The organism is Methylobacterium sp. WL18 (assembly GCF_008040015.1).
Classification (GTDB): domain Bacteria; phylum Pseudomonadota; class Alphaproteobacteria; order Rhizobiales; family Beijerinckiaceae; genus Methylobacterium; species Methylobacterium mesophilicum.
Window position 1 is genome coordinate 1 of the sequence record NZ_VRVD01000013.1, and the last position, 26412, is coordinate 26412.

The following is a 26412-nucleotide window of genomic DNA, read 5'->3' on the forward strand; positions in this document are numbered from 1 at the left end:
GGCGCACCACGCCGCGAACGCAGCGGGCTCGATCGGCACGCGCACCACGGCGACGCCGCTGCGCTGGACCTCGCGTTCCATCTGCTCGGTGGCGATCCGCCAGGTCTCGTATCGGGGCGGCAGCCTCGGTCCGTCGGCGAGGCTGGCCCGGAGCGCCTCGTAATGCTCCGGGGCGTACCAGGGCAGGCCGACGCGGCGCGGACGGGTCATCGGAAGCTCGCAGGCCATGGGCGTCGGAACGCGGCACCGACCGCTCCTCGGCCGGCATCACGTCCCTCAACGGCGCAGCGCGACATTCGGTTCTGCCGCACATTCGGCATCAACAGTCCGCCGGCCCTCGACGCGTCGCTCGGCCATGGTGTGGAAGCACACCTGTGAGATGAACGGGCCGTCCTTGTGCGTGCGGCGACGCTCTTCCGGCCGTTGCCGGTTCGACCGGTCGCCCTTACCTCCGCCCTGCAGGCCCCGATGGCGTCGGGGTCCTGCCGCCCTTCCCAAGGGGTGTCTCCTCCCAAGACTTCGGGCCGCCCCATCAGGGGTGGCCTTTTTTGTCTCCGGGGTCCGATCGATCGGACGGTACGACGCTCCGTCCCTCGCGGCGGTAGGCCGGCGCATCGTTGCGAGAGCCGGCGGGCCACCGTCCGGGATGATGCACGAGAGCGCTCGCCGCCGAAGTGGATGTCGGTTCGGCGGAAGCGAGCGCGTTCGCTCAAAGACTTAAAGCTGTCGCCGAATACAGCGCGATCGGGAGCGGCTTCAATCGATGGCCTCGGCCGTCCGTGAGATGGCGCCACCGCGCCCGAAGGTCTCGTGGGCCGCCTGCGCCAGCTCCCGGCGGGCGACGACGTCGGCCAGGGCCATCAGGATGCCCATCAGCCCCAGGACCAAGACAATGCGGCGGAGGATCGGTCGATTGGACATGCGCGGCATCCAGAGACGTCGGGCTGTCTAGCAGGGCCCCCGGAAAGCGGCTGCCGCCCCCGGGCCACAGTGGGTACGGAATGTGAACGCGGTCCCTGTCGCCGGCTTCCGCCTCCCTCCGCGGGCCCGTCCTGTCGCCCTTCGGCCACAGGGGCTCGGCAATTGCCGCCTTTGCCGCAACCGATGCCCGGCGTCGGCGTTGTCGCAGTCGGCCCAGTATTCCCGAATGATGTCTGCCGGACCGCAGCCATTTACCGTCGGTTTACTATGACGCCTCGTGTCGTTGCCGGCGGGTGTGTCCGTAAAACTACAGCTTTCTTCCCGACGGATTGGTAGTCATGGCGTCAGATTTCACGCCCTGGATTACCCCGCATGACCAAGCTTCTCGCCTCGCTGGCTGCCTTCACTGCCCTGACCGGCGCCGCTGCCGCCGCCGACCTGCCGCGTCGCGCCGCCCCGCCGCCCGTGTTCACCCCGGTGCCGGTGTTCACCTGGACCGGCTTCTACGCTGGTTTCAACGCCGGCTACGCCTTCGACGCCAGCAGCCGCTCGAACAACTCCACCTTCGGCGTCCCGGCCCCGTTCGCCGTTCCCGGCACCACCGCCACCTTCCGCAACCGCAGCCAGGACGGCTTCTCCGGCGGCGCGCAGATCGGCTACAACGTCCAGTTCACCCCGGGTTCGGGCGTGGTCGTCGGCATCGAGGCCGATGCCCAGTATCTCGACTTCGGCCGTAGCCGGAACAACGCCTTCGTGAACGGCGCCGTCGCCCCGGGCTTCTACGTCACCGACCCGCGCGGCCTGTCGAGCCTCGACTACTTCGGCACCGTGCGCGGCCGCCTCGGCTACGCCTTCGACCGCACCCTCGTGTACGGCACCGGCGGCTTCGCCTACGGCTCGGGCAGCGCCGACCGCTCGTTCGGCGGCTACGCCGGCAACGACAGCTTCCGCACCGGCTACGCCGTCGGCGGCGGCGTCGAGTTCGCCCTCCCCACCGAGTCGTTCCTGAACTTCTTCCGGTCCTCGGCCGTGACGTTCAAGATCGAAGGCCTGTACGTCAACCTGGAGCGCGGCAACCGCAACCAGGGCGCCCTGGTGGTCAACGCCGCCAACCTCGTCCCGGTGGCCTACAGCGCCATCGGCCGCCGCGACGACGAGTTCGCCGTCGTCCGCGCCGGCCTGAACTACAAGTTCGGCTCGTACTAGTATCGGATCGCGCTGCTCCCGGCCTCAACGCCGGGAGATGCGGCCGGCGGGCGAGAGGTGTTGGTCCTCCTCCTCGCTCCCCGCCGCGGAAGGTGCCGACAACTCGTCGGCCTCCGGATCCCCAGCCCGATCAATCTGGCCGTGAGGTCGGCAACACCCCGCGAGCATCCGCTCCCGGGGTGTTTTTTCGTGTCGGGATCCAATCCGGTCGCGGGTCACCATGACTTCGTCGCAACTCGCCAGGCCGTCAGGCTGCGATCTGTGCCGGGCATTCTGGGCGTAGCGTGACGGTGGATGCCAAGGTCCGCGAATAGGAGATGGCCGAGTTCGAGGTGGGATTGGGGGCCCAGGCGTGAGCCAGTTCAGGCCCCTTACCATCTCACTTACACGAAGTGCGTGGGCAGGCTCAGTGCCTGCGCGTAGGTCATCAGTGCAAAAGCTCCGCCGATCAGCGTGGCAGCTATGGTGATGCGGTTCGTCCAGGTCATCGTCGTCTCCATCGGGTTCGCGACTGTCGTCGCGGTGTGATCCTGATGTATGCCCAAGCTTTCGGGTCCGACGTGTTCTGGAACACCAGCACTGTAAGAGGTCGGTAAGGTTTCTGTTGGCCCCGCCTTCCCCTGTAGGAAGCGGACCGTTCACAGGGTGACGCAGCAGGGATTGCTACCGACCAACGTCAGAGGTTCGAGGCGCCATAGGTTCTGACGAGACGAACAAACTCACGAACCAGAACAGGGTCATCGCCGCGATCGCCGCCGCTGTCCCGAATAGGGGACTGACAAACAAGGCGGCGAGCACGCCGTGCTTCAACATCAGGGGCATTGCGATCAGCCAGCCTAGGCTGGCAGCGATAGCCACCCTGATGATGCAGCATTCTGATGCCTGCATCACAACTTCTCCGAACTTAATTCAACCCAAAGTCGCATTTCGAGCTTGGCCTTTCAATGGGGCAGACTGCCGAGCGCGAGCTCTCGTGGTGTGTCCGGATCAAAATAGGGGTGGGCAGCCAGATAGACGGCCTCACAAAGGAGGCGGAGGCCAAGCTGGGCAAGCGCGCTACATCAACGATGTAGAACGGAAATCCGGAGCCAGCCTTGTCATCACCCCTCGAGAAAGTGCTGCTTGAAGAGCTACGTGACCTAACGGTCCGAGTGGAGGTCCTGCAGAAGACGCTGGGGACGGCCATCTCGCTGATGAGCCAAAAGCAACGCGACACCATCATCGAAGCTCTCGCATTGAGCTTGAAGATGACCGGTAGCGAGGACCCACGCGGCGTGGCTGGCCCGGCCGTCAAGGAGATGATGGATTACGCGCTGCTGCCTTGGTACGCGGCGGAGGGGCGGTCCGAGGACGCCTGAAGCTGCCGTTGGCATAGAAACGGCGGGGCTCTCACCCCGCCGATCCATCAAATCATTTTCGGCGGCTCAGCCTGCCTACCGACAAGAGGGTTATGAGCCCAGAAGCTGACTGGCCGAGCCTATGAGCGTCATGAGAAGACCGCTCACGAAAACGCCGATCATCGCGTAGGAAAAGGCTTTCAGCGCCATGCGTTGAGTCCCGAGATCCGGACTAGCAGCGGTATCCACCTGCGGTCTGGCCGTACTGCTTCACGGGACGGGTTTGCTGATCGGCATTACCTTCTGCCGCCGAGCTCATAGGGCAGCGGTCGTAGTTCGGGTGGTCGTGCACGCCGAGCCCGAGCGAGCCGGTAGTTGTGACATCCTGCGTGACGAAGCCGGTCCAACGGGCGCCGTTGGCGGCCATGGCTGACGAGATCGAAGCGACGCCAAAGACAAGTGCAGTGGCGACGGCGGCGATACGGGTCTTCATGTGTAAAATCTAACCTTTAAAAGATACAGATCGCTCATTCGAGCCTGTTTCTGCTTGTGCAAGACATAGATGGGGATCCATTGTCCGCCGTGACGTGCCGCGGCGCACGCACCACAACGGATTAAAACGAAGTTGACTTTTCGCATACCGCTTCGCCGGTGTGCCGCCTTCAACGCCAGGATCGAGGTGGTCCGGCAGATGCCCGCTGAGTTCCGAGGTCTTCATCCAATAAGTTGTCGGGAAGCAGACCTTTCGGCCTTTTGCAATGAGTCGGAAGCGGTTGCGGAGAAGGCGTCGGCTTCGATGCATTGCTGCCCCAAAGCGGACCAGCGGCTCTCAACCCTTATCGGACATTCGTCCTATAGATTTGAATGTCGGCAATCCGATCGTTTTCCCGACGATCGCATTGGGCGGATCGCGAACTGACTAAAACGGCTCCGTTTGCGTCGGAAAAACGTGTCGGCTTTTCTATTGCCGGATAAACGCGATTTTGGCACGATCCCGACATGCTGATCGGATATGCCCGCGTCTCCACCCTCGACCAGAACCTCGACCTGCAGCGTGACGCGATGACCAAGGCCGGGTGTGAGCGCCTGTTCGAGGAGAAGAAGTCCGGCAAGGCCGGGACCAAGCGGCCCGAGTTCGAGGCGGCGCTCGCCTACCTGCGCCCCGAGGATGTGCTCGTCGTGTGGAAGCTGGACCGGCTCGGCCGGTCCCTTGTGGAGATGATGCGCACCATCGACGGCCTGCGGGTGAAGGACGTGCACTTCCGCTCGCTCACCGAGCAGTTCGACTCCGCGACCGCCCACGGACGCTTCGCTCTGCAGATGCACGGGGCAATGGCCGAGTACTTCCTCGACCTCAACCGTGAGCGCACCATGGAGGGGCTGAAGGCCGCGCTTGCTCGTGGCCGCAAAGGCGGTCGGCCGAAGAAGCTGACCGAGGATGACATCGCAGCCGGTCGCGCACTCTTGGCCGCCGGCACGATCAGCGTGGCCGACATTGCCAAGCGGCTCGGGGTCAACAGAGACACGTTCTACAGCTACTTCCCACGCGCCCGCGCCAACAGCACCGTGGCCAAGGGCTAAGTTCGTGGACGATTGGTGTGGCCTCGGTGCCCTGCCCATACTGACGCCCTCCCTTTATAATGTCGGAAGTCGCACACCGCCGCGCACGGGCATCCTTCCGAGAGGTGCCCGTTCGTGATCTGAGGAAGATCGCCGGAGCGACATGCCGATCAGCCGACGCCAACTCGCCGTCTCGCTGCTTGCAGCCAGCCACATCGTTGAGCGGGACCGGATCGCGGCCTTCATCGCTGACCCGGCGACGCAAGCGGCGCCCAACCCATTCGCTGAGACGAGCGCTGGAGCCGTGCGTCAGGTTTGGCGACAGCGCGCTGCGGAGTTCCAGTCGTGCGATATCGCGGCGGTGGGGCTGCCCAGTTTGCTGACGGTGGCCTGCCCCCATTCGGTGGCCCAGGTTCGAAGTTAGTGCATCGTCGGTCGCGTGACGATGGCGGAGTGGGCGACCGGCGCTGAACCGTTCGGTTCAGGTGGCCAGATCACAACCTGTGGCGCAGGCGGCTGGTAGCCGAGTGACGAGTGCGGCCGGATGGTGTTGTAGTCCTTCCTCCATTGTTCGATCACGACGCTGGCCTCCTTAAGAGTGTAGAACACCTCGCCGTTGAGGAGTTCGTCGCGCAGCTTCGCGTTGAAGCTCTCGCAATAGCCGTTCTCCCACGGACTGCCCGGCTCGATGTAGGCGGTCGTCGATCCAACCGCCGCGATCCAGTCCTGAACGGCTTTGGCGATGAACTCCGGCCCGTTGTCCGAGCGGATATGACCAGGCACACCGCGCAGGCTGAACAGGTCCGAGAGTACGTCGATAACATCCAGCGCCTTGAGCTTGCGAGCGACCCGGATGGCCAGGCACTCGCGCGTGAACTCGTCGATCACGTTCAGCATCCGGTACTTGCGCCCGTTGTGCGTGCGGTGCTCGACGAAGTCGTAGGACCAGACGTGGTCGGGGCGCTCTGGCCGCAGTCGCACGCACGAGCCGTCGTTGAGCCAAAGGCGCGCTCGCTTGGGCTGGCGGGCCGGGACCTTGAGCCCTTCTCGTCGCCAGATCCGTTCGACGCGCTTCACGTTCACCGTCCAGCCATCACGCCGGAGCATCGCTGTGATCCGACGGTAGCCGTAGCGCCCGTACTGGAGCGCCAGGGCGACGATGGCGGCCGTCAAAGCGGCTTCGTCCTCGACTAGGACGGCGACCTTGCGCTGCGTCGAGCGATGCTGACCCAGGACACGACAAGCGAAGCGTTCCGACACACTGTGCTCAGCAACGACGTAGTCAACACAAGCCCGGCGGCGAGCCGGGCTCAGAAGTTTCCCGAAGCCGCCTCCTTCAGGATCAGATTCTCCAAGGTAAGATCAGAGATCGCCCGCCGAAGGCGTTGGTTCTCGGTCTCCAGAGACTTCAGCCGCTTGACCTGATCACCCTTCAGGCCACCGTACTCGGAGCGCCAGCGATAGTACGTGACCTCGGTTACCTCGATGCACCGGATTGCTTCGGCAACCTTGCGACCCTGCGAGACCAGAACATCCACCTGGCGCAGCTTGGCAACAATCTCTTCAGCCGTATGCTTCTTCCGTCCCATGACAACATCCTCCACATGGCGCGAGGCCATACCTCAGGGAGGACCACTTTTCAGGAGGCAGGCCAGTCGGCGAGGTTATTCGTCTTGACCCGTTCGCTCATACCGCTTTGCGACCGCTCGTGACGGGGCATGGCCAAGCAGCGACACCCTAATCAGGGCGCTATATTAGATACGAGGTCTTAACGAGGGCCGGCTCGGAAAACTTACCGGTGGCGCCATGAGGAGGCATCCCCCAAGCGAGCACCCCGGGGCACCGCTTGTCGAACCGAAACGCTCTCGCTCGCGACTATCGGGGGCGCTGGGGGCGTGGCTTGGGGATTTCGATCGTCACGAGCTTGCCGGTGATCGGATCCAGGATGGTCATAGTGCCACTCCGCTGATCCGGTGGTGCCGGGCGGCACGCTGGCTCGCGCGTGCGTTGTGGAGCCGCCGCATCCGCTCCTGCTGGATTTCAGGCTCGTGAGCTTGATGGACCGAAACGGTGGGCAGCGACTGCTCCGCTGGCATGATGTCGCGATGCGAGTCCGACTGTTTCATGCTCCGCCCCTTTGTACGTACTTAAGTAGCGAGCTTAACCGTTCATTAACCTATTGCAACCCTGAGGTGCCGTCGGCTGACCGGCGGGGTGGTTCGGTCCACAAGCGATGGGGAAACCGGGTTCGGATCGATGCGACCCGGCTGCACGACCATCGATCACCGGCCAGCTATTCGACCCCATCATCGTTTCGAACGATATGGTGGGGCCGACGCTGCTCGTGCACGGCAGTGTCGGTCGATCCCCCAGAGCCGCATACCCACACACGGTAGTCGCATGCCGCTTTCGGAGGAGAGCCGCAACTGTCCGGCCGCGATGCCGTTAGGTCTTTCATGGCCGACGCACACATGCCCGTCCCGTTCACAGTGTTGATCGTGGAGGACGAGAGCCTCGTGCGCATGATGGCGGTAGATATGCTCGAAGACGCTGGATTTCAGGTGATCGAAGCTCCCACCGGCGATGCGGCTTGGATCATTTTGCAAAGCCGCGACGACATCGATGTGCTGTTCACCGACATCGAGATGCCGGGGTCTTTGAACGGTTTTGGTTTGGCCAATCGTGTCGCGGAGCACTGGCCGCACATCCGCTTGGTGATCACGTCCGGGCGGTGCTGGCTCACCGACGAGGACGTGCCGGACCACGGTAGGTTCGTACCCAAGCCTTACTTCGCGGCCGAGATCCTCACAGCTTTTGAGCAAGCCAGTCGGCGCTAGGACTCGCATGCCCCGGGTAAGCGAGCCGGGAATGTGCCGGCTGGATGGGGAGTACCATTGCCAGGCCGAGGCTCGGTGGACGTACCGCTGCGACCAACCCGTTTCGGATGGCCGGGAAGCTTGGCCGGGGGGGTGCTGCGCATGCTGATCGTGCTCCGCGAGAGGGCTTGAGGGTCCCCAGGCGGGTCAAGGACCATCCGGGATCGATGCCGACGGCAAGGATCCGTCCGGGTTCACCAGCTCAAATCACCGCGTCGTCGGGGCATGTCGGGGGGCGTCAAGGTGAAAGATGGAACCACCCCAAGTGGTGCTGGTTGACCATCAGATTGGATTTGTTCTAATTCGTAAGTGAAGGCGGTCCCGGACCGCCAACTAGATACAGGAGCTACCGATGGCCAGCGCCACGTGCCAGAGCTGCAAGTTCTTTGACGATCACCATGGCAACGGCGCCCAGGCGCAGGCTGATGCCGGCTTGTGCCGCTTCAACCCGCCGGTCACTCAGCCGACGCCGGAGTCGAAAGGCTTGTGGCCGGTCGTGGCCACTGAGGATTGGTGTGGTCATTTCACGACCGAGATGACTGCGGCCGAGTAAGCTCGGACCCAATCAAATCATCAGGGCCAGCCTTCGGGCTGGCCTTTTTTGTTTGGGCGGCCATCGGCATCAAACCGATCCAGTTCAGAGACCCGCGCAGTGCGCTGCGATCCGCGCAGCAAGCTGATCAGCGGTGAGGGGTGCCTCGGGGTGATCGTGCTTCACTGCCGCCAGGGGCATTCCAAGGCATTCGGCTTCGTTTGGGTCTTGCACCAAGCCGAGGCCACCGTGCTTCGTGATCGCACGCATGCCATCGTCGCCGTCGCCGTTCGCGCCGCTAAGTACGATCCCGCCCACGCGCCAGCCGTAAGACTCAGCGGCTGAGATGAACAGCGGATCGGCAGCCGGACGCGTGAATTGGATCTTGCTCCCACGATCCAGCCAAGTCGAGCCGAAGCCCAACCGCATTTGATGGTCATGCCGTACGCGAACCGGCGACCGTGGGCATCATGGCGCTAGTGGCCGAGGAGGAGCGCTGGATGATCTCCGCGCGGACCAAAGCGGCCCTGGCGGCCGCCAAGGCCCACGGGGCCGTTCTGGGCGGCTACCGGGGTCGCACGGTCACGGCACCGGCAGGCGATCCCAGGCGACCAGAGCGTGTGCACGACTTGCTGACCTGGTGCCCGTGTTGAACGAGCTGCGCGCGACCGGGACCACCAGCCTAGGCGGGATCGCGGCGGCGCTGAATGCGCGCGGGATCCCAGCCGCACGAGGTGGGGCGTGGACGGCGACCCAGGTGCGACGAATACAACAGTGAGGATCAAAGGCTGATCACCCGAGGTTTATTATAGATCCCCGAATTTTCACAGGAGGATCGCCATGGGTCTCGCCGCTTTTATTGCTTTCGTCGTGCCGTGGATGTTGTTCGCGGCGTGGATGTTCCGCCTGCCCAGCGCTATCCGCTTGGGTGCGCCCTCTGCCCCTTGGCGACCGCTTACGGACCTCGCCGGTCCCGCACGCGATCAGGGGCGCCAGATTAATACCCGCAACTCTGGGAGCGATGACGGATCGGGCCGGACAGGTGGAGACAAGCACACCCCGATCGACACGCTAGACGGCGGGGGGCTGGGTCGGAGCGTGGAGCACACCGAACCCACCGATAAAGTCAGCTAGCATCTTCCTGCGCAACAGCGTGGTCTAACCGCTCCCTCTATGCATGGGGCAGAAACAGCAAAGCCCGTCCAGTCGCGTTCTGGGCGGGCTTACTGCGACTGCGTCAGCGAGGCCGCGCCGAGGCCAGGGGGGTAGGCCTCGGCGCTGCTCTTCCGGCGCTCAGCCCGCAGGCCGATCGCTGCGGCCATCCTACGCCCGTATGGTTAACAACCGGTCACCGTGACCCGCTCTGTTCTCGGATACCGGTGACACGCGGCTGGCATATGCCGGCGTTCACGGTCACCCCCTCGCAGTGTTCCGCGTTCATTCTACAGCTCACCCATATGGACCGTCGAATAGGTCACCCAGCGCCTTGCGCCGAAACAGCTTGCGCCATCGCCGGCGTCGGTGCTCCGGCCGATCGTGCATCATGTGACATCGCTGGCAGAACGCGGCGTGGTCGGCCGACACGTTGTTGGCGGTGTCGTGGTCCCGGTGGGTCGCGGCCATTACCACCCTGGTGGTCCGCATAATCGCCAACACATCGACGAGGGCGCAGCGTATCCGGCGCCCTCGCCCCTCGTGCCACGTAGCTGCCTGGGCACCCCACCAGCGGCCGTCACCGAGATGGTAGACCAATTTGGCCGTGCGGCCGCCCGCAGCTCTCACAGCGGCCGCCGGCGCGCCGGAAGCGCACCAGAGCCGATAACTGCGGCCAGTCAATGGGATAGAAGAAACGGTGCTCGCGCCGGATCGGCATGGAAGGGGATGGTCTAATCACGCGGCGCGTAAGCGCTTACCCGCAAAGCCTAGTACATGATCCCAACGTTAACACGTTGGTAACTACATGCATTAATAACTCCTTAAGATCTGATCTGCCGGGGGCCTGCCATGCTGGATACAGTGTTCTGGATCGCGGTGTTCGTCGCAATCGCATGCGGCATCCTGATAATCAGCATGGGTCTCTATGATGAATGGTCAGACGAAGCTCGGCATTCCCAATCTGGAACTGACGAGTTACCGGCTGCGTAACACGGCAGGGAGCACTACTTTTGCCCTACACACCTGAGTAAGTTCCCCTGTAAATGATCCATCAAATTTGACCATTCATATCCGAATGTAGCACTCGATGGTCAGGTCATCCCAATACTAGAGTCGAAAACTGTATACGGCTCCTCGAATGGTCAAGTTTCGACCACAATTCGGGCCTGCCTTAGCAGAGCAGCAAGGGAGGGGATGCCCATGACGATCCTAGATCCGACCACCGGCAAGCTTGTGACCATCGCAGTGCCGCAGCCGCGCCCGCAGATCGCTCCGCGCAGATGAACAGCACCATGGCCGATGTAATCGATAGGAAGGCTTGGCAGCCAAGACGAAGGCCAAATCCAGTTCGGACGATACCACCCGGCCTGCTGCTGTTCGGTGTAGGCCCAAGCTCTGCCACGGACGGCAAACTGACCGCCGCCGAACTGATCGCCACGGCTCGCGCTGCTCGCGAAGCCACCGAAAGCCGGCCGAATCAACCTTAGTCGCGCAGCGCCTTCCATAACTCAGGCAAAGCCGCGATCCGAATCGCCATGCGCCGCGCCTCGCTACGTGACATGCGGTCGATGCCGGCTTGCTGCTGCGCATAATCGGCGAAGTAGACGTAGGCCAGGGGGAAGCCGTTGGCGTCTTGGATGCAGTAGGCGTCCTCAAACTCGACGGCCTGCCACGGAGCCGGAAAATGGTGGGCGGGTGGCTCACTCATGCGACCGTCCTGCCCCGGATCCTTGCTCATTGGCGCCCCAGCGCCTCACGAAGCAAGGCTGCCCAGCGCTGCCGCATGCGCGCATTGTTGATTAACGTCACCACGGACGCGCTCAGGCCAACCAATGCAGCAGGCGTCAAAAGGAATGCCGCGGTTATCATTCTGCCCCAGACCCGCTGACTGCGCCGGCTCCTAGGGCGGCTGCCAGCGCGGCAAGGAAGGCAGCTTCGATCATCGTGTAAGCCCAGACGCATCTTGGTCGACAGCGGGCCCAGGCCCGTGCGCCAGAGGTGACAGCCTAAACTAAGGACCAGTGGTTGACGTATTGTTAACCATGATTGAAAGGGATGCGCCGCCAGAGTTCGACATCCGCTAGGCCGCAAAGCTGACGGTTCAGCACTTCGGCGCCCATTACGGCTACACGCCGCTCCCCGAAGCGACCCAGTAGCAAGGCCCTGCCTCAAGCGCGCACACGTACCAGCCTCAAAATTCGCCCGCTGGCGGCCTTCGGCGGCTTGGCAAGTGCAGGATGGCCAAATTTAGGCCTGGGCCGTCCTGGGCCTTCTCACGCGATTTGAGGGCAATATAGTAATTTCCACATCGGGGGCGTCTAGCGCACTTCAGCACCGGCGTGCTGTGGCTCGGCAGCGTAGAGCTGACACCCGACGAATGGGCGGGGCCCGGTTTATCACCAAGCACTGAACGGCAACGGCGCCCGTTAACGTTTCGGTATTTTTACGGAAGTATGAGGGCTTATAGTTCGAGGCGATGTCATGCGCGTTCTGCTGATTGAAGATGATGCCACCGTCGCTCAAAGCATTGAGCTAATGCTCAAGTCCGAGAGCTTCGTCACCTATACAACTGATCTGGGTGAGGAAGGTGTCGACCTCGGCAAGCTCTACGATTACGACATCATCCTCCTCGATTTGAACCTGCCGGACATGTCGGGATACGAGGTACTTCGCAACCTCCGTGTGGCCAAAATTCAGACCCCCATCCTCGTCCTTTCCGGCATGGCCAGCATCGAGGATAAGGTGAAGGGTCTAGGCTTCGGGGCCGATGACTACCTCACCAAGCCATTCCACAAGGACGAGCTGGTCGCCCGCATCCACGCCATCGTGCGCCGCTCGAAGGGCCACGCCCAGTCGGTGATCACCATCGACGACCTGATCGTGAACCTCGATCAGAAGATGGTCGAGGTCGGCGGCGCCCGGGTGCACCTCACCGGCAAGGAATACCAGATGCTGGAACTCCTCTCGCTGCGGAAGGGCACGACGCTGACCAAGGAGATGTTCCTCAACCATCTCTACGGCGGCATGGATGAGCCCGAGCTGAAGATCATCGACGTGTTCATCTGCAAGCTGCGCAAGAAGCTCGCCAACGCCAGCCAGGGCAAGAACTACATCGAAACCGTCTGGGGTCGCGGTTACGTGATGCGGGACGGCACGAGCGGGATGCAAGCTATGGCTGGCTAAATCTGTCTTCGAAACTTTTCGGAAACCCCTAAATCCGGATTGATTTCTCGTACGCACAGGAACAAGTGTACTGCTTTGCACAAGCAGGTACACCGTGGACGAAAACGCAGAGACCATTGAGCCTCAGGCCGTCAACTTCGTCGAACTGACAGCCGACCTTGTCTCGGCCTACGTGTCGAAAAACTCCGTCCGGCCTGGCGATCTGCCAGACCTGCTCGCCAGCATTCATGGTGCGCTAACTGGGCTCAGTCAGAGCGGCACGCCCGAGGCCCCGGCGGTCGACAAGCCCACCCCATCGCAGATCCGGAAGTCGATCACCCCCGATGCGTTGATCAGCTTCGTCGACGGCAAGCCGTACAAGACGCTGAAGCGGCATCTGAACGGCAACGGGATGACGATCGAGCAGTACCGGGAGCGCTACGGCCTGCCGCGCGACTACCCCTCGACGGCCGCCAGCTACTCCGAGCAGCGCTCGAAGCTTGCCCTGGCGCTCGGTCTCGGCAACCAGCGTAAGAAGTCAGCTCCGATGGCTGCAGAGCCTGCTGAGACCGTCTCCGACAAGCCAAAGCGCGCTGTCGGTCGGCCCCGAAAGGCCAAAGAGGCTACTGAGGCCTAAGGAGGAGCTGATCAGCGCTTTCTGAAAAAGATCGCGTGGGCGATCCTGACCGTCATGTTGATAGACATGGCGGTAGGCCCGTAGGGGATATGAACGCCTCAAGCTTGTCCGCATGATTTGAAGTGTGGTTGTGATTGCCGCGCAAATAGCGTAGTGATCACTTATCGATCTTTGGCCAGATATTAGGCTGCCTCGTCTCAACAGGGCGAGCGCTTTGCATTTCTCCCATTTTCGACGAATAACAATTGAGCGCATGCAGTGCATGCGCTCAACCTATCGGCTTGCTTACAACAATACGGAATAATTATGCCTATCGGTACTGTGAAGTGGTTCAACGAGACCAAGGGCTTCGGCTTTATCCAGCCTGACGACGGCGGCAATGATGTGTTTGTGCACATCTCGGCTGTTGAGCGCGCAGGGATGCGTAACTTAGTCGAAGGACAAAAGATCTCCTACGAGATGGAGAGTGACAAGCGCAGCGGTAAGCAGTCTGCAGGCAGCCTCCAGTCCGCTTGAGCCTCGCTCATCTATCTATGACGAGCTTCGAAGCCGTTCCCCTGGGAGCGGCTTCATGGAGGATGGTTGATGTCTCATAAATTCAAGCTTGGTCAGAGCGTTCGGCAGCTCGGTATCAACTACGGCAACAATAAAAGTACCGTCGTCGACGGCCTCTACGAGGTGGTTCGGCTCATGCCTGACGACCGGTCCGGCGAGCCTTGCTACCGGATTAAGTCTGATGGTGGCGAGCGTGCTGCTCGGGAAGGCGAACTCGCTCTCGTCTCCTAAGAAACCTCAGTTGAGCGGGTCCTAGCGTGCAACCAGGCGGCCTATAAAAATCCGCTGCCTGAGTACCCTTAGAAGGCGTTCGCCCGTCGGATGTAGCCGACCACGGTCCGCGGATCCCGGTGGCCTGACTGATCCATAATCCGGGCAAGATCAGCGCCCGCGCTCGGCTATCATGTCATACCCTTTCTTCGCCGGGTGTCGGCTCAGCCGCGGCTGCTCCCACTTCTGGTGACGCCCCGCCGCTTGGTGGAACAGCATGATCCCGATCTATCAGCTGTCCCAGAAGGCTGAGAAGCTCCTCATGCTGAGGACTATGGGGCGCTTCGAGCAGAAACGGTCCGATCTCGATGCGAGACACCGCACCGCCGGACGGGCCGTTCGCTTCATGCATGATGAACACGTCCGCCAGCCTTTCACCGCGGCAGAGTAACCAGCGATCGCCGTTGGGGCTTGTGTAGATCGGCAGGCGCATGCTCAGCATCGTCAGGACCTCACGGGTGGTACTTCGCTTTCAACGCTTAAACGCCGAGAAAGCGTGCGCTGCTCTCGCTCGGCCGCGCATGCAGGTAGCGCCCTGTAGTCGCGTCCGAGGCATGCCCCAGCGTGGCCTGCACGAAGTGTATCGGCGCTCCGCAGTCCAGGCTGTGCGAGTCGTGGGCATGCCGCAGATAATGCGCCGAAACCTCGGCCTGCAGGCCAGCGCGCGCTGCAGCCGCCTTCACCACCCGGTGAACTGCGCTCGGGTCGAGTGCCCCGCCCTTTCGCACCAGGAATGCGGGAGCGTCGGCAGATGGAGTGGCCAAGCTGTCTACTCCAGCCCTCTCGCGCAGCGCCGCCAGCACCTTCCACGTCGCGGCCGACAGCACCACCACCCGGGTCTTGTCACCCTTGCCGAGCACCGTCGCCTGGCCCGGCAGGACGCCACTACGGCGGGCCCACGACAGGTAAGCATCTCCAGTTCCTTGTCGATGCGCCTCTATTCGCGTCGCGCCACAGTTCCTGACCCCGCAAGGCTGATGCCGCGCTTACCGCCGGTCGAAGGGATGGCATCCGCCCACGCGCTCGGGTTTTGTCGCGAGAGATCGTGTAGCGTATTCCCGACGAAACCTGCGACGCGCCGAAGACTGGCACCCTCGCAGGTGATCGCGATCTGCATCCCGAGTTGGCGTGTGTGGCTGCGCCCATAGAGGTAGACGGCCAGCTGCGCCCGCGTGGCTTCTGGGATGCCTTCAAGCTGATCAGACAGTGCCTCTGGTTCTGCGCGGTAGAGTCGGTTGATCATGTCGGTCGGCACCGGGCAGTCGGCGGCGGGATCCTCAGAGCTGACAGGGAAGACTCGGTTCACGGCGACACCTGTAAACTACTCCACAGCAGAATAATAATTCTGGTTAACAAATCATTTCGCTTGGGTTATCCTCCTCAAGGATCGAAGAAATCTTTGTAAAAATTAGCTGCAGCTATGGCGTTCGTAAAATTCCGGCCTAAATCAGGTGCAACCTCCTGATTTAGGCCGCATTCAGAACGAGTGATGGTAGTTCTTATAATAGGTGCAGCATGAACGACGTGATCGAAACATCTGAGGTCGAAAGCATCGATCTCATCGAGCTGACGATCGGCATTGTCTCGGCCTATGTGTCGAACAACCATGTGCAAAGCGCGGAGCTTGCCACGCTAATCGCGGCGACGCACGCTGCGCTCTCGGGGATAGGCCAAGGTAACACAACAGCCGCTTCCGTGGCCGACAAGCCCACCCCTACGCAGATCCGAAAATCGATCACCGCCGATACGTTGATCAGCTTCGAGGATGGCAAGCCGTACAAGACCCTACGCCGCCACCTGACGATAAGGGGGCTGACCCCAGAGGCCTACCGCGAGAAGTGGGGCCTGCCGCGGGACTACCCGATGGTGACGGCCACCTACTCCGATCACCGCTCCAAGCTCGCCCTGGCCCTCGGCCTGGGCCAGCAGCGCAAGAAGGCAGCTCCAAAGGCTACTGTGCCTGCAGCGACAATCTCCGACAAGCCCAAGCGCGCTGGGCGACCGCGGAAGGCGAAAGAGCCGGCCGACACTTAAGGCTACCACTTAGGAGTGAAGGGGAGGCACCAGTTGCCCCCCCAAGCTATGCATTGAATGCAGTTAAGGGTTGTGCAACTTAATCGTGCATGTCCCCGTATGCGGTTGTGTTCGTAGTCCGGTAGGCAACGGTGCCCCGGCCTTTCTCACCCCCGAAAGCTGCCCAAGATGATCGTCCCCACCAAGCCGAAGCTGGCGACCGAAGCCGACCGCACCATCGGGAGCCGCATCGCGGCGCTCCGCGCTGCTCAGGGCTTAAGTCAAACCACACTCGGTCACGCCATTGGGGTGAGCTTCCAGCAGGTGCAGAAGTACGAGAAGGGCCGCAACCGCGTCGGCGCCGGTCGACTTCAGGCGATTGCAGATACCCTCCAAGTGCCTGTCGAGACCTTCTTTGCTGGGCAGGCAGAAACCGACGATGGGAAAACTGCGGCGCCGACCTTTTTCAGCGATCCGAAGGTGATGGAACTCGTGATGGCATTCACGAGCATCTCGGACGAGACGACGCGTGATGGCGTCCTGTCGATCGTGAAGGCGGCGGCGACCCTTCGGCGGGGTTAGGCGGAAAGCCGTGCGATTGAATTTCACCGGACATGACAGAGCCGATTGAGCTGCGTAGAAATTGCGTTTGATCGCAATCAATACAACTTATAAGCGAGCATGGCGACACTTCGAGGGTTGCTATGGCTGCGCGAACGAGCCTCATCGTCCTGATAGCCGCTGCCTACGTCGGCGGAGCGGTAGCGCTCCATCTATGCTGGCAGCACAGCTTCCTTTTAGCTCTCGTGGCCGCACCACTCGGTGGCAGTCTTGCGGTCCTGGCCGCCGCGTTGTTGCTCTACCTGCGCAACTCGGATGGTGGGATCCGTCCGATCGGCTCTGCTGAGCACACGTCTCACAGGGCGATGGGTCGAGCCAACTGAGTTCAGATCCCTGCTTGAGCTCCACGCACTGAGACCCATCACGGTCGCCCCATGTGGGCGATCGCTTGCGGGGTGTAAGTAGACCTCCGATGTCATCCGACGCCATCTCGCGGCGTGGATCTGTCTGAAAGTCACCGGATCCCGCACCGCAAACTCGGTATTCTTTACTGAGTACGGCCGCGCATCGCTGCGGCGAGAGTTCCAATCGTGGCACCGAGCTGCGCTCCGATTAGCAAACCAACCCCGCTCCATTCAAACCCTATAATGAACCCGATCACACCGCAGCCGAGCGCAGCGCACAATGAAACTACGAACAAAACTGTGACCTCCTGCGCCCTTTTGTTTGGACTAACCTCGCATCGTTCTCAATCTAAAACCGGATTTGTCGTCCACATTCGCGCCTTAATTCAATCTACTCGGTTTGATTGCGAATCTGATATATGATATTAAGCTTATATGGACATAAGAGATCATTATAATTCCCCTTGTGGTAAACGATTTCCTCTGTTATCTCGCGGCGAGATAGAATTTTAACCCCCGCCACACTCGCTTTCGAGGAACTCTCGATCATGATGCGCTCGGCTGGATCAACGCCATCCATAACGAACGCCGCACCGCAGCATATGATCGAAGTGGCTGATTTTGCTGAGAGTATCGTAGGTCAGGTAAGCGAGGCAGTTGCGGTCACAGCACTGCCCGAGACGCCGTTCGTGGCGCGGGGGCTTCGGCTCGACTGGGCGGCCAAGCGCGGGCTCGACATCGGGGTGGCGGCGACCGCGCTGTTCCTGCTGCTGCCGCTGATGCTGCTGATCGCCGTGCTGGTCTGGGCCGGCGACCGCAAGGCGCCGATCTTCCGGCACATGCGGCTCGGCCGGGACGGGCGCAGCTTCGGCTGCCTGAAGTTCCGCTCGATGGTCACGGACGGCGAGGCGGTGTTGGCTGCACACCTGGCCGCCAGCGCTGGGGCGCGGGCCGAGTGGGCCGCCACGCACAAGCTCTCCGACGACCCGCGCATCACCGCCATCGGCCAGGTCCTGCGCAAGACCTCGCTGGACGAGCTGCCGCAGCTGTGGAACGTCCTGCGCGGCGAGATGAGCCTGGTCGGGCCGCGCCCGATCGTGCAGGCCGAGGTCGCCCGCTATGGCCGGGCGTTCGCGACCTGCTTTGCCGTGCCGCCCGGCGTCACCGGCCTGTGGCAGGTCTCGGGCCGGTCCGACACCAGCTACGCCGAGCGCGTGGCGCTCGACCTGGACTACGCCAGCCGCTGGAGCCTGCGCCGGGACATCGCGATCATGCTGCGCACCGTCCCGGCCGTGCTCGCCCAGCGCGGCAGCAAATAGCGCGCAGACGCCAAATTTGTTGGCTCCGCGCTGACGGCGTTGGCGCATGCCGATGCATCGGTCTACAGGCGAACCTGTCCCGCATGCAGGACGGGGACGGTGTGCGATGAAAGGGCTGTTGCTGAACGCGCTGCTCGGCCTTGGGCTCGGGCGCTTCGGCTCGGTGTGGTGGCTTCTCGCATTCCTGCCGATCGTGGCAGCCGAACTCGCCTATGGCGTCTACGCCTACCATCTCAGTATGAGTGGCGGTCTTCGCCGCGGAGCAGCGCTGTTGGTGTGTGGCCAACTGGCCTTCCTACTCGGTGCTCTAATGCGCCCTATGCGCGGCGAGACATAGCGACAGATCGAGAACTGCGTACCGGGTAACCATGGTCGCAGGTCGCGCAGACTTCGGAACTGTTTAGGATAGCTCGTTGCTTCTCAGCTCCTAACGGAGAGCTGAGATCATGAATTCATCTCAAAATGGTACGGGCGAAACTGGGCCACCGAAGCGGAAACGTGGTCTAGGACAAAGTTTGTTCGCGCGGTTCGGCGCGACAGCGATCCTCGGCACAGTGTTATTGGTTACAGTCGGCTGGATTGGCTTCCTGGGCTGGGTGCTAATATGGCTGATCGTTTGAGTTAGATCCTACGATATAGAAATCAAATGTTCTTCGGCCATTAGCGGAGCTTCCTGACACAGTCGCCAAAACTCGATGAGGCCGGCGGTATAAGCGGCAAGAAAAACGGCACACCAGTGCATAATCGGATCCACCCACTCTACGCACACGGTCATGCGTCCAAAAACTTGAATACTCTTTACCAATCTCGGATAGGTTTTTGGTCTGCTATCGTATGACGCTTTTTTGCTCCTATGATAGGGGCAAAAATGTATTCATTCCGCTTGGCGTTTCGTTGTCCGCAGCCTCCATCCGCATTCCAGAGAGCTGCGGGGCTTCCCACAGGGCGGTATCGTCTCGCCACCCAGGGCAGCCAGCAGGACCGCTAAAGCCTTCTGCGACACGGTGCGACAGCGTTAGGTCCAGTCGACGAACTCGACGCCGACCTGACCATGTTCGCACCACACCGTCCGACAGCGGCGCGAACTGCCAGATAAGTCGGTCGACAACTCAAACTGGTCAGGCACTGTTACGGAGCCGGGCACCTGCAGCCGCGCGCCGCTGACAGAGATATCTACAACGGTGCACCCGGCCATCCATCCGCCATGCGAGATGACCCCGGCCTTCGATGCAGGGTGACGGCGCGAACGCACTGAAATAGCGGACATTTAGCTGCTCATGGCGCCAGTTGAGCCGGAGAATAGACCTGAATGGTTGTCTAATAGGTATCGAGAAAGCAGCGGTTCTTCGCGTCTACCAGCCAAGCCCCAGTCCCTTGGCCCGTGCGTTCGGCCGTGCCTCGAGCAGCAGCGCAATCAAGGCGTCGAAAGCCGCCAACGCTTGGGTTCGAACGCTGGGCTGACTTGCATGCTCTCCGTTTAGCTCGGCTGCAAGCTCGGTAGAAGCGGACAGGGCTCTCGCAAGTCCCTGTTCGATCGGGGGCATCATGACGACCCGGCGCCAGAGGCTTGCGGAGGCGATGGCCGCTACGGCCCGAACATTCTCTCCCATGCCGACAGGCGCCGTTTCCAAGACGCCGCCCCAAGGCCGCAGGATGAGTGCGAGTGGGGCAGGAAGCTCAGATACATCGACCATAACTGGCATATGCCGTGCCGCCTGCTCTGCTTTGCAGGCTGAATACGGCCTAGATCATCCTTAACTCGCAATCTGATAGAGTGTATCCAGTCGCCAATGATTGATTAATACCCATGAGTACGTAGTTCGCGGTGGGATTGGGTGAGGCAATGGATAGGCGCTCTGCTCCGGAGGCCGAGACGGCGATGGGCGAGCGGGCTACATCGGTGGGACAGCCGAGCCGACGGAGCCCAAATTGTCCTCACCCCTTGAGAATATCCTGCTTGAAGAGCTACGCGATCTGACCGTCCGAGTGGAGGTCCTGCAGAAGACTCTGGGGACAGCCATCTCGCTGATGAGCCAAAAGCAGCGCGACACCATCATCGAGGCTCTCGCACTGAGCTTAAAGATGACCGGTAGTGAAGACCCACGCGGCGTGGCCGGTCCGGCCGTCAAGGAGATGATGGATTACGCTCTGCTGCCTTGGTACGCAGCGGAGGGGCGGTCCGAGGACGCTTAACCCTTCGTCCCCTCATACCAGCCTCGCCTCCGTTAGTGCAGTTCCACAGGCAGGCTGATGAAGCGCAAGAACCGCTCCGTCACCGGCATGATGCAGACGACGGTAAGTCCCTCCGTCGTCATCATGGCCATCTGGACCTTTCCTACCCCTGATCCGATAGGGTGGCGAGGTAGCTGATGCAGGCGGCTGCCAGCATGCCGTCGATCACCGCATCCCGTGGTCCGGACTACTCGGCGCGTCATCCTGTTCTGAGACGTAGGAAGGCAAATCAAAGGATCACGCGCTCGTTGAACGTCAACGGGCCGAACGGCATCCGGAAAGCCACGCCGACTCCATCAGGAGTGTGACGCACCACCGTCGCGTAGCGCTTCCCGACCGTCACCGTCGTACCGATCTCGGGGCGCTCGCTGAGGAGTAGCGCGGCTCCGGTCATGGATAGGTCCGCGACGACCGCTTCGGATATGCGATCGCCATAAAGCTGGACTCTTACCTCGCGGTGGACCGGAACGATGCGGGTTGCCTCACGCTGATCGTCCCGCTCACCCGCACTGCGTAGCCAGGTAAGCCGCGCTTCAATCCGAGAGCGGCGCTCTGCACTTCCTACCACTTGGAACACGAAGCCGCGGGGTCTCCCGTGCAGCACCACTCCATCGACCATCCCGATGTTGTCGAGGTAACAGGTGATGCGTGTTTCGGCTTCCGGCAGCGGCCCATCTGTGACGCGCCGAAGTTCTATGGAGGCGGAAGACGAAAGGTCGGCGAGGCACGGAACGTCTGCCCCCCCCGATCAGGCAGTATCTACCCTTGGTTGTAAGGCTAAATCGATCTGCCACGGAAGTTGTCTCCGCTTGTCCCCTAAGCGAAGTTTAGAAGCTCGACCGTTTAAGGCATCTAAACCTGAGCGAAATTCCTAAGAAATTTTAACATGCTCGGAAGTTGCGTTCTGCAACCGAGCTATCGGAGCGGAGGCCACCGAAGGGCTTGGTGATTGCTCGCTAGAGGAACCCACTCACGCTGTGCCCCTTGAAGGCGTTCGCTCGTCGGATGTACCCGACCACGGACCTAGGATCGCGGTGGCCGGACTGGTCCATGATAAGGGCGAGATCGGAGGGTCGAACCTTCGCCTTAGATCGCATCCACGGTGCCCGCTCGACGTGCCAAGCCAGGCGGATACTCGTGCGACCCACCCTCGCGCTCATAGCCGCCTTAACCGCCCTCACCTGCCTGCCCTCTGTGAGCGTTGCACAAAGCCTGCCGCAGCTTGACGAAGAGCGTGCCTTAAGCGCGTCGGCCTCAGGCGAAGAGGCTGCTGACGACGTCGATCCAGAGGTTCTGGCACGCTGCCGCCGCCAGGCCGTAGATCAGAAGCTGCAGGGGCCAGCTCGCAAGGCCTTTTTAGGCACCTGCGTTACGCTGGAGGATTGAGGTCAGTAGCCACGCTGCGACCACGTCAACGTCACGTGACAGCGCTGTCACGTTGCCACGTTGCCACGTTACTTCTCGCCTCGGTTCAGCGCATCGAAGTCCCGCCCGTGCTGCCGCAGAACCATGCGCAACCCTTCGACGTAGAGATCATGAGGCTTGCAGTCCGTGGCAGCCGCGATCTCGCGAAGCGCCTTAAACACCTTCGGGTGCGCGTAGATTGAGGCATGAGGCTTCTCGTACCGGACCCGCCGCTTGTACCCTTCCGGCCCGGCGGGCTCTGAGACCACGTTGTAAGTCGTCACGCTGACCCGTGGAAACGCTGTCACGCTGTCACGTTGTAACGTGGTCACGTCGTCACGCTGGCCCGTGACAATGGAGTCACGCGGTGCCTCGACGGTTGGTGCCTGTGCCTGCGTAGCCATCCTGGCGAGCTGATCGTTGATGGATGGCCGCGGTTTCTTGCTCATGCCTTCGCCCCTGCGAGCTGCGCCTTGATCCACTGCCAGAGCAGCCGGATCTCGACGGCTGCCTTGCCCTTCGGCGCCAGTTCAGTGACGCCGAGTCCTGTCGTCATCGAGTCCAGGAAATCTGATCGCGTCGCGACCATCGAGGGCGCGAGCGCTCCAGTGCTCACCAAGGCCGTCGCCGCGTCGAGTGTGCGGGCCTGCGTCGTGGGATTGCACTGGTTGAGCACGAAGGCGAACTGCCGCTTGAGGAGCCGCAACTGCTCGACCGTCGGCCGGGCCGCCTCGACATCGAGGATGGACGGTTTCACCGGTAGAAGGCACAGGCTGGCCTCGCGCAGTACCAGGGCGACATCAGGCCCGAACCGGCCGGGTGTGTCCACGATGACGAGCGAGACTGCGCCTGCGCCTTGGATCCGCCCAAGCGTGCCGGCGAACACTGACGGCTCGACCCGATGTACGTCCAAGCCGTTCGCTTCGCGCCGCCGCCCCCAGCCTACGAGTGACGCCTGCGGATCTGTATCGAGCGCCGCGACCGTCTCCCCGTCCTGCATCGCCGCGACCGCGAGCGAGGCTGCGAGCGTGCTTTTGCCTGATCCGCCCTTCTGTGTGGTGAGAGCCAAGACGCGCATCACAGCCCTGCCATCCCAGCCGGGTTCTGTTTGAAGAGCTGCCCGGACCGGATGTAGCCGCTCGTCGTGTCGAAGCGCTTGTGCCGAAGCTGACGCTGGATCGCGTGGCCGGGCGCGTCGTTGGCCGCGGCCGACGTAGCGAGGCCGGACCGGAGCGGGTGCCCGGCATAGCCTGCCGCGAGCCGGCTCGCTTCCTCCAGCGAATGCCCCGCCGCCAGCGCAGCTGCTTCAACCGAGCGCTGAACGATCCGGGCCACGGCCCGATCCGTCACTGCATCGGTGCCGAGCCGCCCGTGCCGGTCGATAGGCCGGAGCACCGGACCTTCCTTCAGGCAGGCTGCCTGTATCCACGCACGATAGCTGCGCACCGGGCACGTCTCTATGTTCGACCCATAGGGCACGCCGATCTCGACGCCCTCGGCCTGCTGATCCGTCTTGCTACGGGCGAGGTGGACTACGAGGCCGTCGGGCCGTTCCTCGATCCAGGCCGCACCGTCCTTACGGGCGACCTCGAGTTCGGCAAGCTCGGAGCGTCGTAGCGCTGCAGCAAAGCCAACCAGGATCAGCGCCCGATCGCGCTTGCCGGCGAGCGTGTCCGGCAGGATGGCCACGGCGCGACGAAGGTCCACCGTCATCAGGGGGCGCTTTTTTACTGCAGGCTGACCGTGTGCCCTCTTGATGCCCCGCCACGTGTCGCGGAACGCTGCGGACGAAGAGTCCAACGCGAACCCCGCCGCCGCATGCTGCTCGCGGATCGCAGCAAGACGACGTTGTAACGTGACAACTTTCAACGTGGTCGCGTGGTCGATCAGGTAGGCCAGTATGGCGGCTAGGCTCGCCGGCAACGAGGCCTCGCCTCGTGCCTCACACCAGTGTGCGAATGCCCGCACGTCCGACGCATAGGCTCGGCGTGTGTTCGCTACTCGTGACTGATCCGCGTACTCGCGTGCCCGGTCGGCAAATGCCTGCAGGCCGGTCGGTGAGGGGAGGGCGACTTCGGTGCTCAAAGCTGAGCTTCCTCAGCCAGCGGCTCGCCCTCGTTGATCGCCGAGATGATCTGGTTCCGCACGAGCTTCAGTGCGGCCTGCACGGGATCGGCCCAGTCAGGCCTCTGCGCCTTCTGTATGGCGTCAGCCGGCACGACGACGGAGAACCGAGTCCGTCCCCTCGAGCGCGCATGCCAAAAGCCACGGACCTCGACGCCGTCCGCGACTGGCCGCGCCTTGACGACGAAGTCTTGCCCGGCGTGGGAGAAGGGGAGGCGAGGCGGCGTCGCTGGCATGCTGTCTTCTGGCGTCCGATAATCTTTTCTTATCGGACCTTAGACCACCACGCAGGAACTGGCAACGGGATCGCGCTACCACGTTGTAACGTGGTCACGTTAAGAAGTCGCGGGGGGATCTCGATTATATTATGGGGAGCGCGCCAGCCGCGGACGCGGTGGGAGAGTGCGCGAGGACCGGGCGAGCCGTGATGATATGGCCGCCCGGCCGACGTAATCGCTCGTCAGGCGTTCGCAGGCGGCTTGCTGGGTTTGAAGCTTCTGCCCCTTGGCTCAGCCTTCTGCGGGTCGGGCTTGTTTGCAAGCAGGCGTTTCACCCGCTCGTTGAAGTCCTCTGCCGTGACGCTCTGCGCTTTGCCGGTCTTGAGTTCGAGCGCCATCTCGGCCTCCGTATCGTGGCCCAGGGCACGGGATTGCGCTGAGGGATGAGACCGTATGCGCCTTATCGGGGCAGGGTCCTAATACGGCCAAGCTGGCGTCGAGTGACCGCCTGATGGACGCCCCGGGCAGGGCGCTGTAGCTCTCCGGCATGGCCAAAGACATCCCAAGCGTCGGCGACCTGCGCCGCAAGTCCGAGGTGACGGACGACGAGATCGAAGCGGCTACGACCGCTTACCTGAAGGATGGCAACGCCGAACCGTTCGTCTTCAAGTCCGGTCACCGAGTCGACGTAGCCAAGGCGATCGAGATGCACCCTCAGGCCAAGAAGCTGCTGTCGGAAGAGGCCACCACCCCTGGCCTACGCCGCACGATGGTGATGACCGCCGTCATCATGGGCTTCCCGGTCCAGGGATGAGTGATGAGCCGTCCCTGCCCGACCGAACCGCAACGCAGCACATGATGCGGCGCCTTGACGGCTTCGCCCGGGGCCTCGGTCTGGAGGAGGCGGCCACGCGCACGATTGTCGAGAAGGTCGCTACCGAGCTGCCCGAACACTCGGACGAAGAGCGGCTTGCCGAGGCACGTCGGCGGATGATCGTCGCGTCTGCATAACCATATAAATTGAGCGAAACGTTCGTGCCCGGTTCTTCGTAATATGTTTTGTAGTGAAGAAACGGGGCACTCGATGGTAGCTCTTACTGCAGAAATCCCGGCACTCCGGGCAGCCGGACTGATTGGTATCTGGAATACTGATGTCGCCGCAGGCCGCTCCGTCTTGGACGAAGGTGCAGCTGCTGTGATGGCCGGCAATGCCGCCCTCGCTGGCCAGCCGCTTCCCCTCGAAACCGCTCTCGGGCGCATACACCCTGACGACCGGGATTGGTTGTTCGGCCAGATCCGCCAGGCTCGCCGGACCGGCGGCCCCTTCTCAGCCGAGTTTCGGGTCCTGAGTGAAGAGGGCAATGTACGCTGGATCCTAAATCGAGGCACCATTTCCAAAAACGAGAGTGGCGGTATGCAAGGCCTTGGAGCCTACATCGACACCACCGTCGGCCACCGCAACTCTGGCATCCCGGCCGCTTTGCTTACCCAAGGTATCGAGGATCCGCTGTTTGTCGCAGCTGATCGCTGCATCGAAGCCCACACAGCGCTCATGCAGGGCGATCATGCCGACCTCCGCGACCTCTCTGAATTGCTGCTGACGAGTATCGGTCGCACCCTTGCTCGGCGCCTTGAGGGCTGACGTCGCTTCCGTGAACCGCATGTTCGAGGACTCGGACCCCATCGCCGAAGCCGTGACCGTCCTCACCTCCCGCGGCCACACCGTCGAGCCCGACGACGATTTCGAGAACTGGCGCGTGGACGCCGGCGACTGGCTCACCGCCGGGGACGTGCTGGTCTGGGCCATCGTGCTGGGCCTGAACGCTGGCGTCGGCCGGCTGCAGTAGCGGCGCGGATGGAACGCCTGGCGCGCGGCCGCGCAAGAACACCCGCGCCAGGATCCTGGTGCCGCTAATATCCGAACCT

The 26412-nt window shown here is 62.3% G+C and carries 35 protein-coding genes and 1 pseudogene; 20 read left to right on the top strand and 16 right to left on the bottom strand.

From position 1 onward, the window contains the following. The coding region (locus FV228_RS02695; RefSeq protein WP_147853173.1) for a hypothetical protein at window positions 1-210 on the bottom strand (210 nt) is incomplete at its 3' end. Window positions 211-756: 546 nt separating this feature from the next. Beyond that, entirely contained in the window at window positions 757-921 is a 165-nt protein-coding gene (locus tag FV228_RS32860; protein ID WP_187277602.1) for a hypothetical protein, read from the bottom strand. A 372-nt stretch (window positions 922-1293) separates the two neighbouring features. On the opposite strand from FV228_RS32860, the gene FV228_RS02700 reads away from it, so the two are divergent. Beyond that, entirely contained in the window at window positions 1294-2127 is an 834-nt protein-coding gene (locus tag FV228_RS02700; protein WP_147853174.1) for a porin family protein, read from the top strand. A gap of 1094 nt (window positions 2128-3221) precedes the next feature. Further along, a complete protein-coding gene (locus FV228_RS02710) occupies window positions 3222-3485 on the top strand; it encodes a hypothetical protein (RefSeq protein WP_147853176.1) in 264 nt (87 codons plus the stop codon). A gap of 211 nt (window positions 3486-3696) precedes the next feature. Here FV228_RS02710 and FV228_RS02715 read toward each other — a convergent pair whose 3' ends face one another. Beyond that, on the bottom strand, window positions 3697-3957 hold the full coding sequence (locus tag FV228_RS02715) for a hypothetical protein (RefSeq protein ID WP_147853177.1): 261 nt from the start codon (window positions 3955-3957) through the stop codon (window positions 3697-3699). Between the two features lie 506 nt (window positions 3958-4463). On the opposite strand from FV228_RS02715, the gene FV228_RS02720 reads away from it, so the two are divergent. Beyond that, on the top strand, window positions 4464-5045 hold the full coding sequence (locus FV228_RS02720; protein ID WP_147853178.1) for a recombinase family protein: 582 nt from the start codon (window positions 4464-4466) through the stop codon (window positions 5043-5045). A gap of 142 nt (window positions 5046-5187) precedes the next feature. Then, window positions 5188-5448, top strand: coding sequence for a hypothetical protein (locus tag FV228_RS02725; RefSeq protein WP_187277603.1), 261 nt, complete (start codon window positions 5188-5190; stop codon window positions 5446-5448). Here FV228_RS02725 and FV228_RS02730 read toward each other — a convergent pair. Further along, a protein-coding gene (locus tag FV228_RS02730; RefSeq protein WP_147853179.1) for an IS3 family transposase occupies window positions 5445-6613 on the bottom strand; the annotation gives its coding sequence in 2 pieces (ribosomal slippage) (window positions 5445-6349 and window positions 6349-6613; 1170 coding nt in all). The two genes, FV228_RS02725 and FV228_RS02730, sit on opposite strands and share 4 nt — an antisense overlap. Before the next feature lie 867 nt (window positions 6614-7480). Between FV228_RS02730 and FV228_RS02735 the strand changes: the two genes are divergently transcribed. After that, entirely contained in the window at window positions 7481-7861 is a 381-nt protein-coding gene (locus tag FV228_RS02735; RefSeq protein WP_147853180.1) for a response regulator, read from the top strand. 391 nt (window positions 7862-8252) lie between these two features. Next, window positions 8253-8453, top strand: a complete 201-nt coding sequence (locus tag FV228_RS02740) for a hypothetical protein (protein ID WP_147853181.1) — start codon at window positions 8253-8255, stop codon at window positions 8451-8453. A gap of 84 nt (window positions 8454-8537) precedes the next feature. Here FV228_RS02740 and FV228_RS02745 read toward each other — a convergent pair whose 3' ends face one another. Then, a complete protein-coding gene (locus FV228_RS02745) occupies window positions 8538-8861 on the bottom strand; it encodes a chemotaxis protein CheB (protein ID WP_147853182.1) in 324 nt (107 codons plus the stop codon). Between the two features lie 217 nt (window positions 8862-9078). On the opposite strand from FV228_RS02745, the gene FV228_RS34005 reads away from it, so the two are divergent. Beyond that, window positions 9079-9210 (top strand): recombinase family protein, encoded by a 132-nt coding sequence (locus FV228_RS34005; RefSeq protein WP_246693802.1) that lies wholly within the window; start codon window positions 9079-9081, stop codon window positions 9208-9210. 671 nt (window positions 9211-9881) lie between these two features. Here FV228_RS34005 and FV228_RS34010 read toward each other — a convergent pair. After that, a pseudogene (locus FV228_RS34010) lies at window positions 9882-10305 on the bottom strand (hypothetical protein). Window positions 10306-11070: 765 nt separating this feature from the next. Continuing rightward, a complete protein-coding gene (locus tag FV228_RS02770) occupies window positions 11071-11295 on the bottom strand; it encodes a hypothetical protein (RefSeq protein WP_147853184.1) in 225 nt (74 codons plus the stop codon). A gap of 773 nt (window positions 11296-12068) precedes the next feature. Between FV228_RS02770 and FV228_RS02775 the strand changes: the two genes are divergently transcribed. The 4 genes from FV228_RS02775 (at window position 12069) to FV228_RS02790 (ending at window position 14172) form a co-directional block, all read left to right on the top strand. Continuing rightward, window positions 12069-12770 carry a response regulator transcription factor CtrA gene (locus FV228_RS02775; protein ID WP_147853185.1) on the top strand — a complete coding sequence of 234 codons (702 nt, stop codon included), beginning with the start codon at window positions 12069-12071 and terminating at the stop codon, window positions 12768-12770. Window positions 12771-12864: 94 nt separating this feature from the next. Further along, a complete protein-coding gene (locus FV228_RS02780) occupies window positions 12865-13386 on the top strand; it encodes a MucR family transcriptional regulator (protein ID WP_147853186.1) in 522 nt (173 codons plus the stop codon). 306 nt (window positions 13387-13692) lie between these two features. Then, window positions 13693-13902, top strand: a complete 210-nt coding sequence (locus FV228_RS02785; RefSeq protein ID WP_147853187.1) for a cold-shock protein — start codon at window positions 13693-13695, stop codon at window positions 13900-13902. 69 nt (window positions 13903-13971) lie between these two features. Then, window positions 13972-14172 (top strand): hypothetical protein, encoded by a 201-nt coding sequence (locus tag FV228_RS02790; RefSeq protein ID WP_147853188.1) that lies wholly within the window; start codon window positions 13972-13974, stop codon window positions 14170-14172. A gap of 175 nt (window positions 14173-14347) precedes the next feature. Here the strand turns inward: FV228_RS02790 and FV228_RS02800 are convergent, their stop codons facing one another. The 3 genes from FV228_RS02800 to FV228_RS02810 all read right to left on the bottom strand — a co-directional run bounded on the left by FV228_RS02800 (window position 14348) and on the right by FV228_RS02810 (window position 15517). Then, window positions 14348-14644: a hypothetical protein gene (locus tag FV228_RS02800; protein ID WP_147853189.1), complete on the bottom strand. Its 297-nt coding sequence runs from the start codon at window positions 14642-14644 to the stop codon at window positions 14348-14350. A 46-nt stretch (window positions 14645-14690) separates the two neighbouring features. Then, on the bottom strand, window positions 14691-15071 hold the full coding sequence (locus tag FV228_RS02805; RefSeq protein ID WP_246690146.1) for a tyrosine-type recombinase/integrase: 381 nt from the start codon (window positions 15069-15071) through the stop codon (window positions 14691-14693). Between the two features lie 77 nt (window positions 15072-15148). Continuing rightward, window positions 15149-15517, bottom strand: coding sequence for a hypothetical protein (locus FV228_RS02810; RefSeq protein ID WP_147853190.1), 369 nt, complete (start codon window positions 15515-15517; stop codon window positions 15149-15151). A gap of 209 nt (window positions 15518-15726) precedes the next feature. Here FV228_RS02810 and FV228_RS02815 point away from each other — a divergent pair, with 209 nt between their 5' ends. From FV228_RS02815 to FV228_RS02840, 5 genes are all read left to right on the top strand, one after another. Further along, complete coding sequence (locus FV228_RS02815) at window positions 15727-16245, top strand: MucR family transcriptional regulator (RefSeq protein WP_187277604.1); 519 nt, start codon at window positions 15727-15729, stop codon at window positions 16243-16245. A 168-nt stretch (window positions 16246-16413) separates the two neighbouring features. Next, window positions 16414-16806 carry a helix-turn-helix transcriptional regulator gene (locus tag FV228_RS02820; RefSeq protein ID WP_147853191.1) on the top strand — a complete coding sequence of 131 codons (393 nt, stop codon included), beginning with the start codon at window positions 16414-16416 and terminating at the stop codon, window positions 16804-16806. A 931-nt stretch (window positions 16807-17737) separates the two neighbouring features. After that, on the top strand, window positions 17738-18508 hold the full coding sequence (locus FV228_RS02825) for a sugar transferase (protein ID WP_187277605.1): 771 nt from the start codon (window positions 17738-17740) through the stop codon (window positions 18506-18508). Window positions 18509-18614: 106 nt separating this feature from the next. Next, window positions 18615-18845, top strand: a complete 231-nt coding sequence (locus FV228_RS02830) for a hypothetical protein (protein WP_147853193.1) — start codon at window positions 18615-18617, stop codon at window positions 18843-18845. 1592 nt (window positions 18846-20437) lie between these two features. Next, window positions 20438-20701: a hypothetical protein gene (locus tag FV228_RS02840; protein WP_147853195.1), complete on the top strand. Its 264-nt coding sequence runs from the start codon at window positions 20438-20440 to the stop codon at window positions 20699-20701. 268 nt (window positions 20702-20969) lie between these two features. Here the strand turns inward: FV228_RS02840 and FV228_RS02845 are convergent, their stop codons facing one another. The 6 genes from FV228_RS02845 to FV228_RS32870 all read right to left on the bottom strand — a co-directional run bounded on the left by FV228_RS02845 (window position 20970) and on the right by FV228_RS32870 (window position 24884). Further along, window positions 20970-21359: a PilZ domain-containing protein gene (locus FV228_RS02845; RefSeq protein ID WP_147853196.1), complete on the bottom strand. Its 390-nt coding sequence runs from the start codon at window positions 21357-21359 to the stop codon at window positions 20970-20972. A gap of 835 nt (window positions 21360-22194) precedes the next feature. After that, the gene (locus FV228_RS02855; RefSeq protein ID WP_147853197.1) at window positions 22195-22593 is read right to left on the bottom strand and encodes a hypothetical protein; all 399 of its coding nucleotides are present in this window, start codon (window positions 22591-22593) and stop codon (window positions 22195-22197) included. Then, entirely contained in the window at window positions 22590-23222 is a 633-nt protein-coding gene (locus FV228_RS02860) for a ParA family protein (protein WP_147853198.1), read from the bottom strand. The genes FV228_RS02855 and FV228_RS02860 overlap by 4 nt, the downstream gene beginning before the upstream one ends. Next, on the bottom strand, window positions 23222-24229 hold the full coding sequence (locus FV228_RS02865; protein WP_147853199.1) for a tyrosine-type recombinase/integrase: 1008 nt from the start codon (window positions 24227-24229) through the stop codon (window positions 23222-23224). The genes FV228_RS02860 and FV228_RS02865 overlap by 1 nt, the downstream gene beginning before the upstream one ends. Continuing rightward, window positions 24226-24504, bottom strand: a complete 279-nt coding sequence (locus FV228_RS02870) for a hypothetical protein (protein ID WP_147853200.1) — start codon at window positions 24502-24504, stop codon at window positions 24226-24228. The genes FV228_RS02865 and FV228_RS02870 overlap by 4 nt, the downstream gene beginning before the upstream one ends. Before the next feature lie 224 nt (window positions 24505-24728). Next, window positions 24729-24884 (bottom strand): hypothetical protein, encoded by a 156-nt coding sequence (locus tag FV228_RS32870; protein WP_187277607.1) that lies wholly within the window; start codon window positions 24882-24884, stop codon window positions 24729-24731. Window positions 24885-25033: 149 nt separating this feature from the next. Between FV228_RS32870 and FV228_RS02875 the strand changes: the two genes are divergently transcribed. The 4 genes from FV228_RS02875 to FV228_RS02890 all read left to right on the top strand — a co-directional run bounded on the left by FV228_RS02875 (window position 25034) and on the right by FV228_RS02890 (window position 26333). Further along, window positions 25034-25300, top strand: coding sequence for a hypothetical protein (locus FV228_RS02875; RefSeq protein ID WP_147853201.1), 267 nt, complete (start codon window positions 25034-25036; stop codon window positions 25298-25300). A gap of 41 nt (window positions 25301-25341) precedes the next feature. Beyond that, window positions 25342-25497, top strand: a complete 156-nt coding sequence (locus FV228_RS02880; protein WP_246690109.1) for a hypothetical protein — start codon at window positions 25342-25344, stop codon at window positions 25495-25497. A 73-nt stretch (window positions 25498-25570) separates the two neighbouring features. Continuing rightward, window positions 25571-26128, top strand: coding sequence for a PAS domain-containing protein (locus FV228_RS02885; RefSeq protein ID WP_147853203.1), 558 nt, complete (start codon window positions 25571-25573; stop codon window positions 26126-26128). A 19-nt stretch (window positions 26129-26147) separates the two neighbouring features. Then, window positions 26148-26333, top strand: coding sequence for a hypothetical protein (locus FV228_RS02890; protein ID WP_147853204.1), 186 nt, complete (start codon window positions 26148-26150; stop codon window positions 26331-26333). Window positions 26334-26412: the final 79 nt, after the last annotated feature.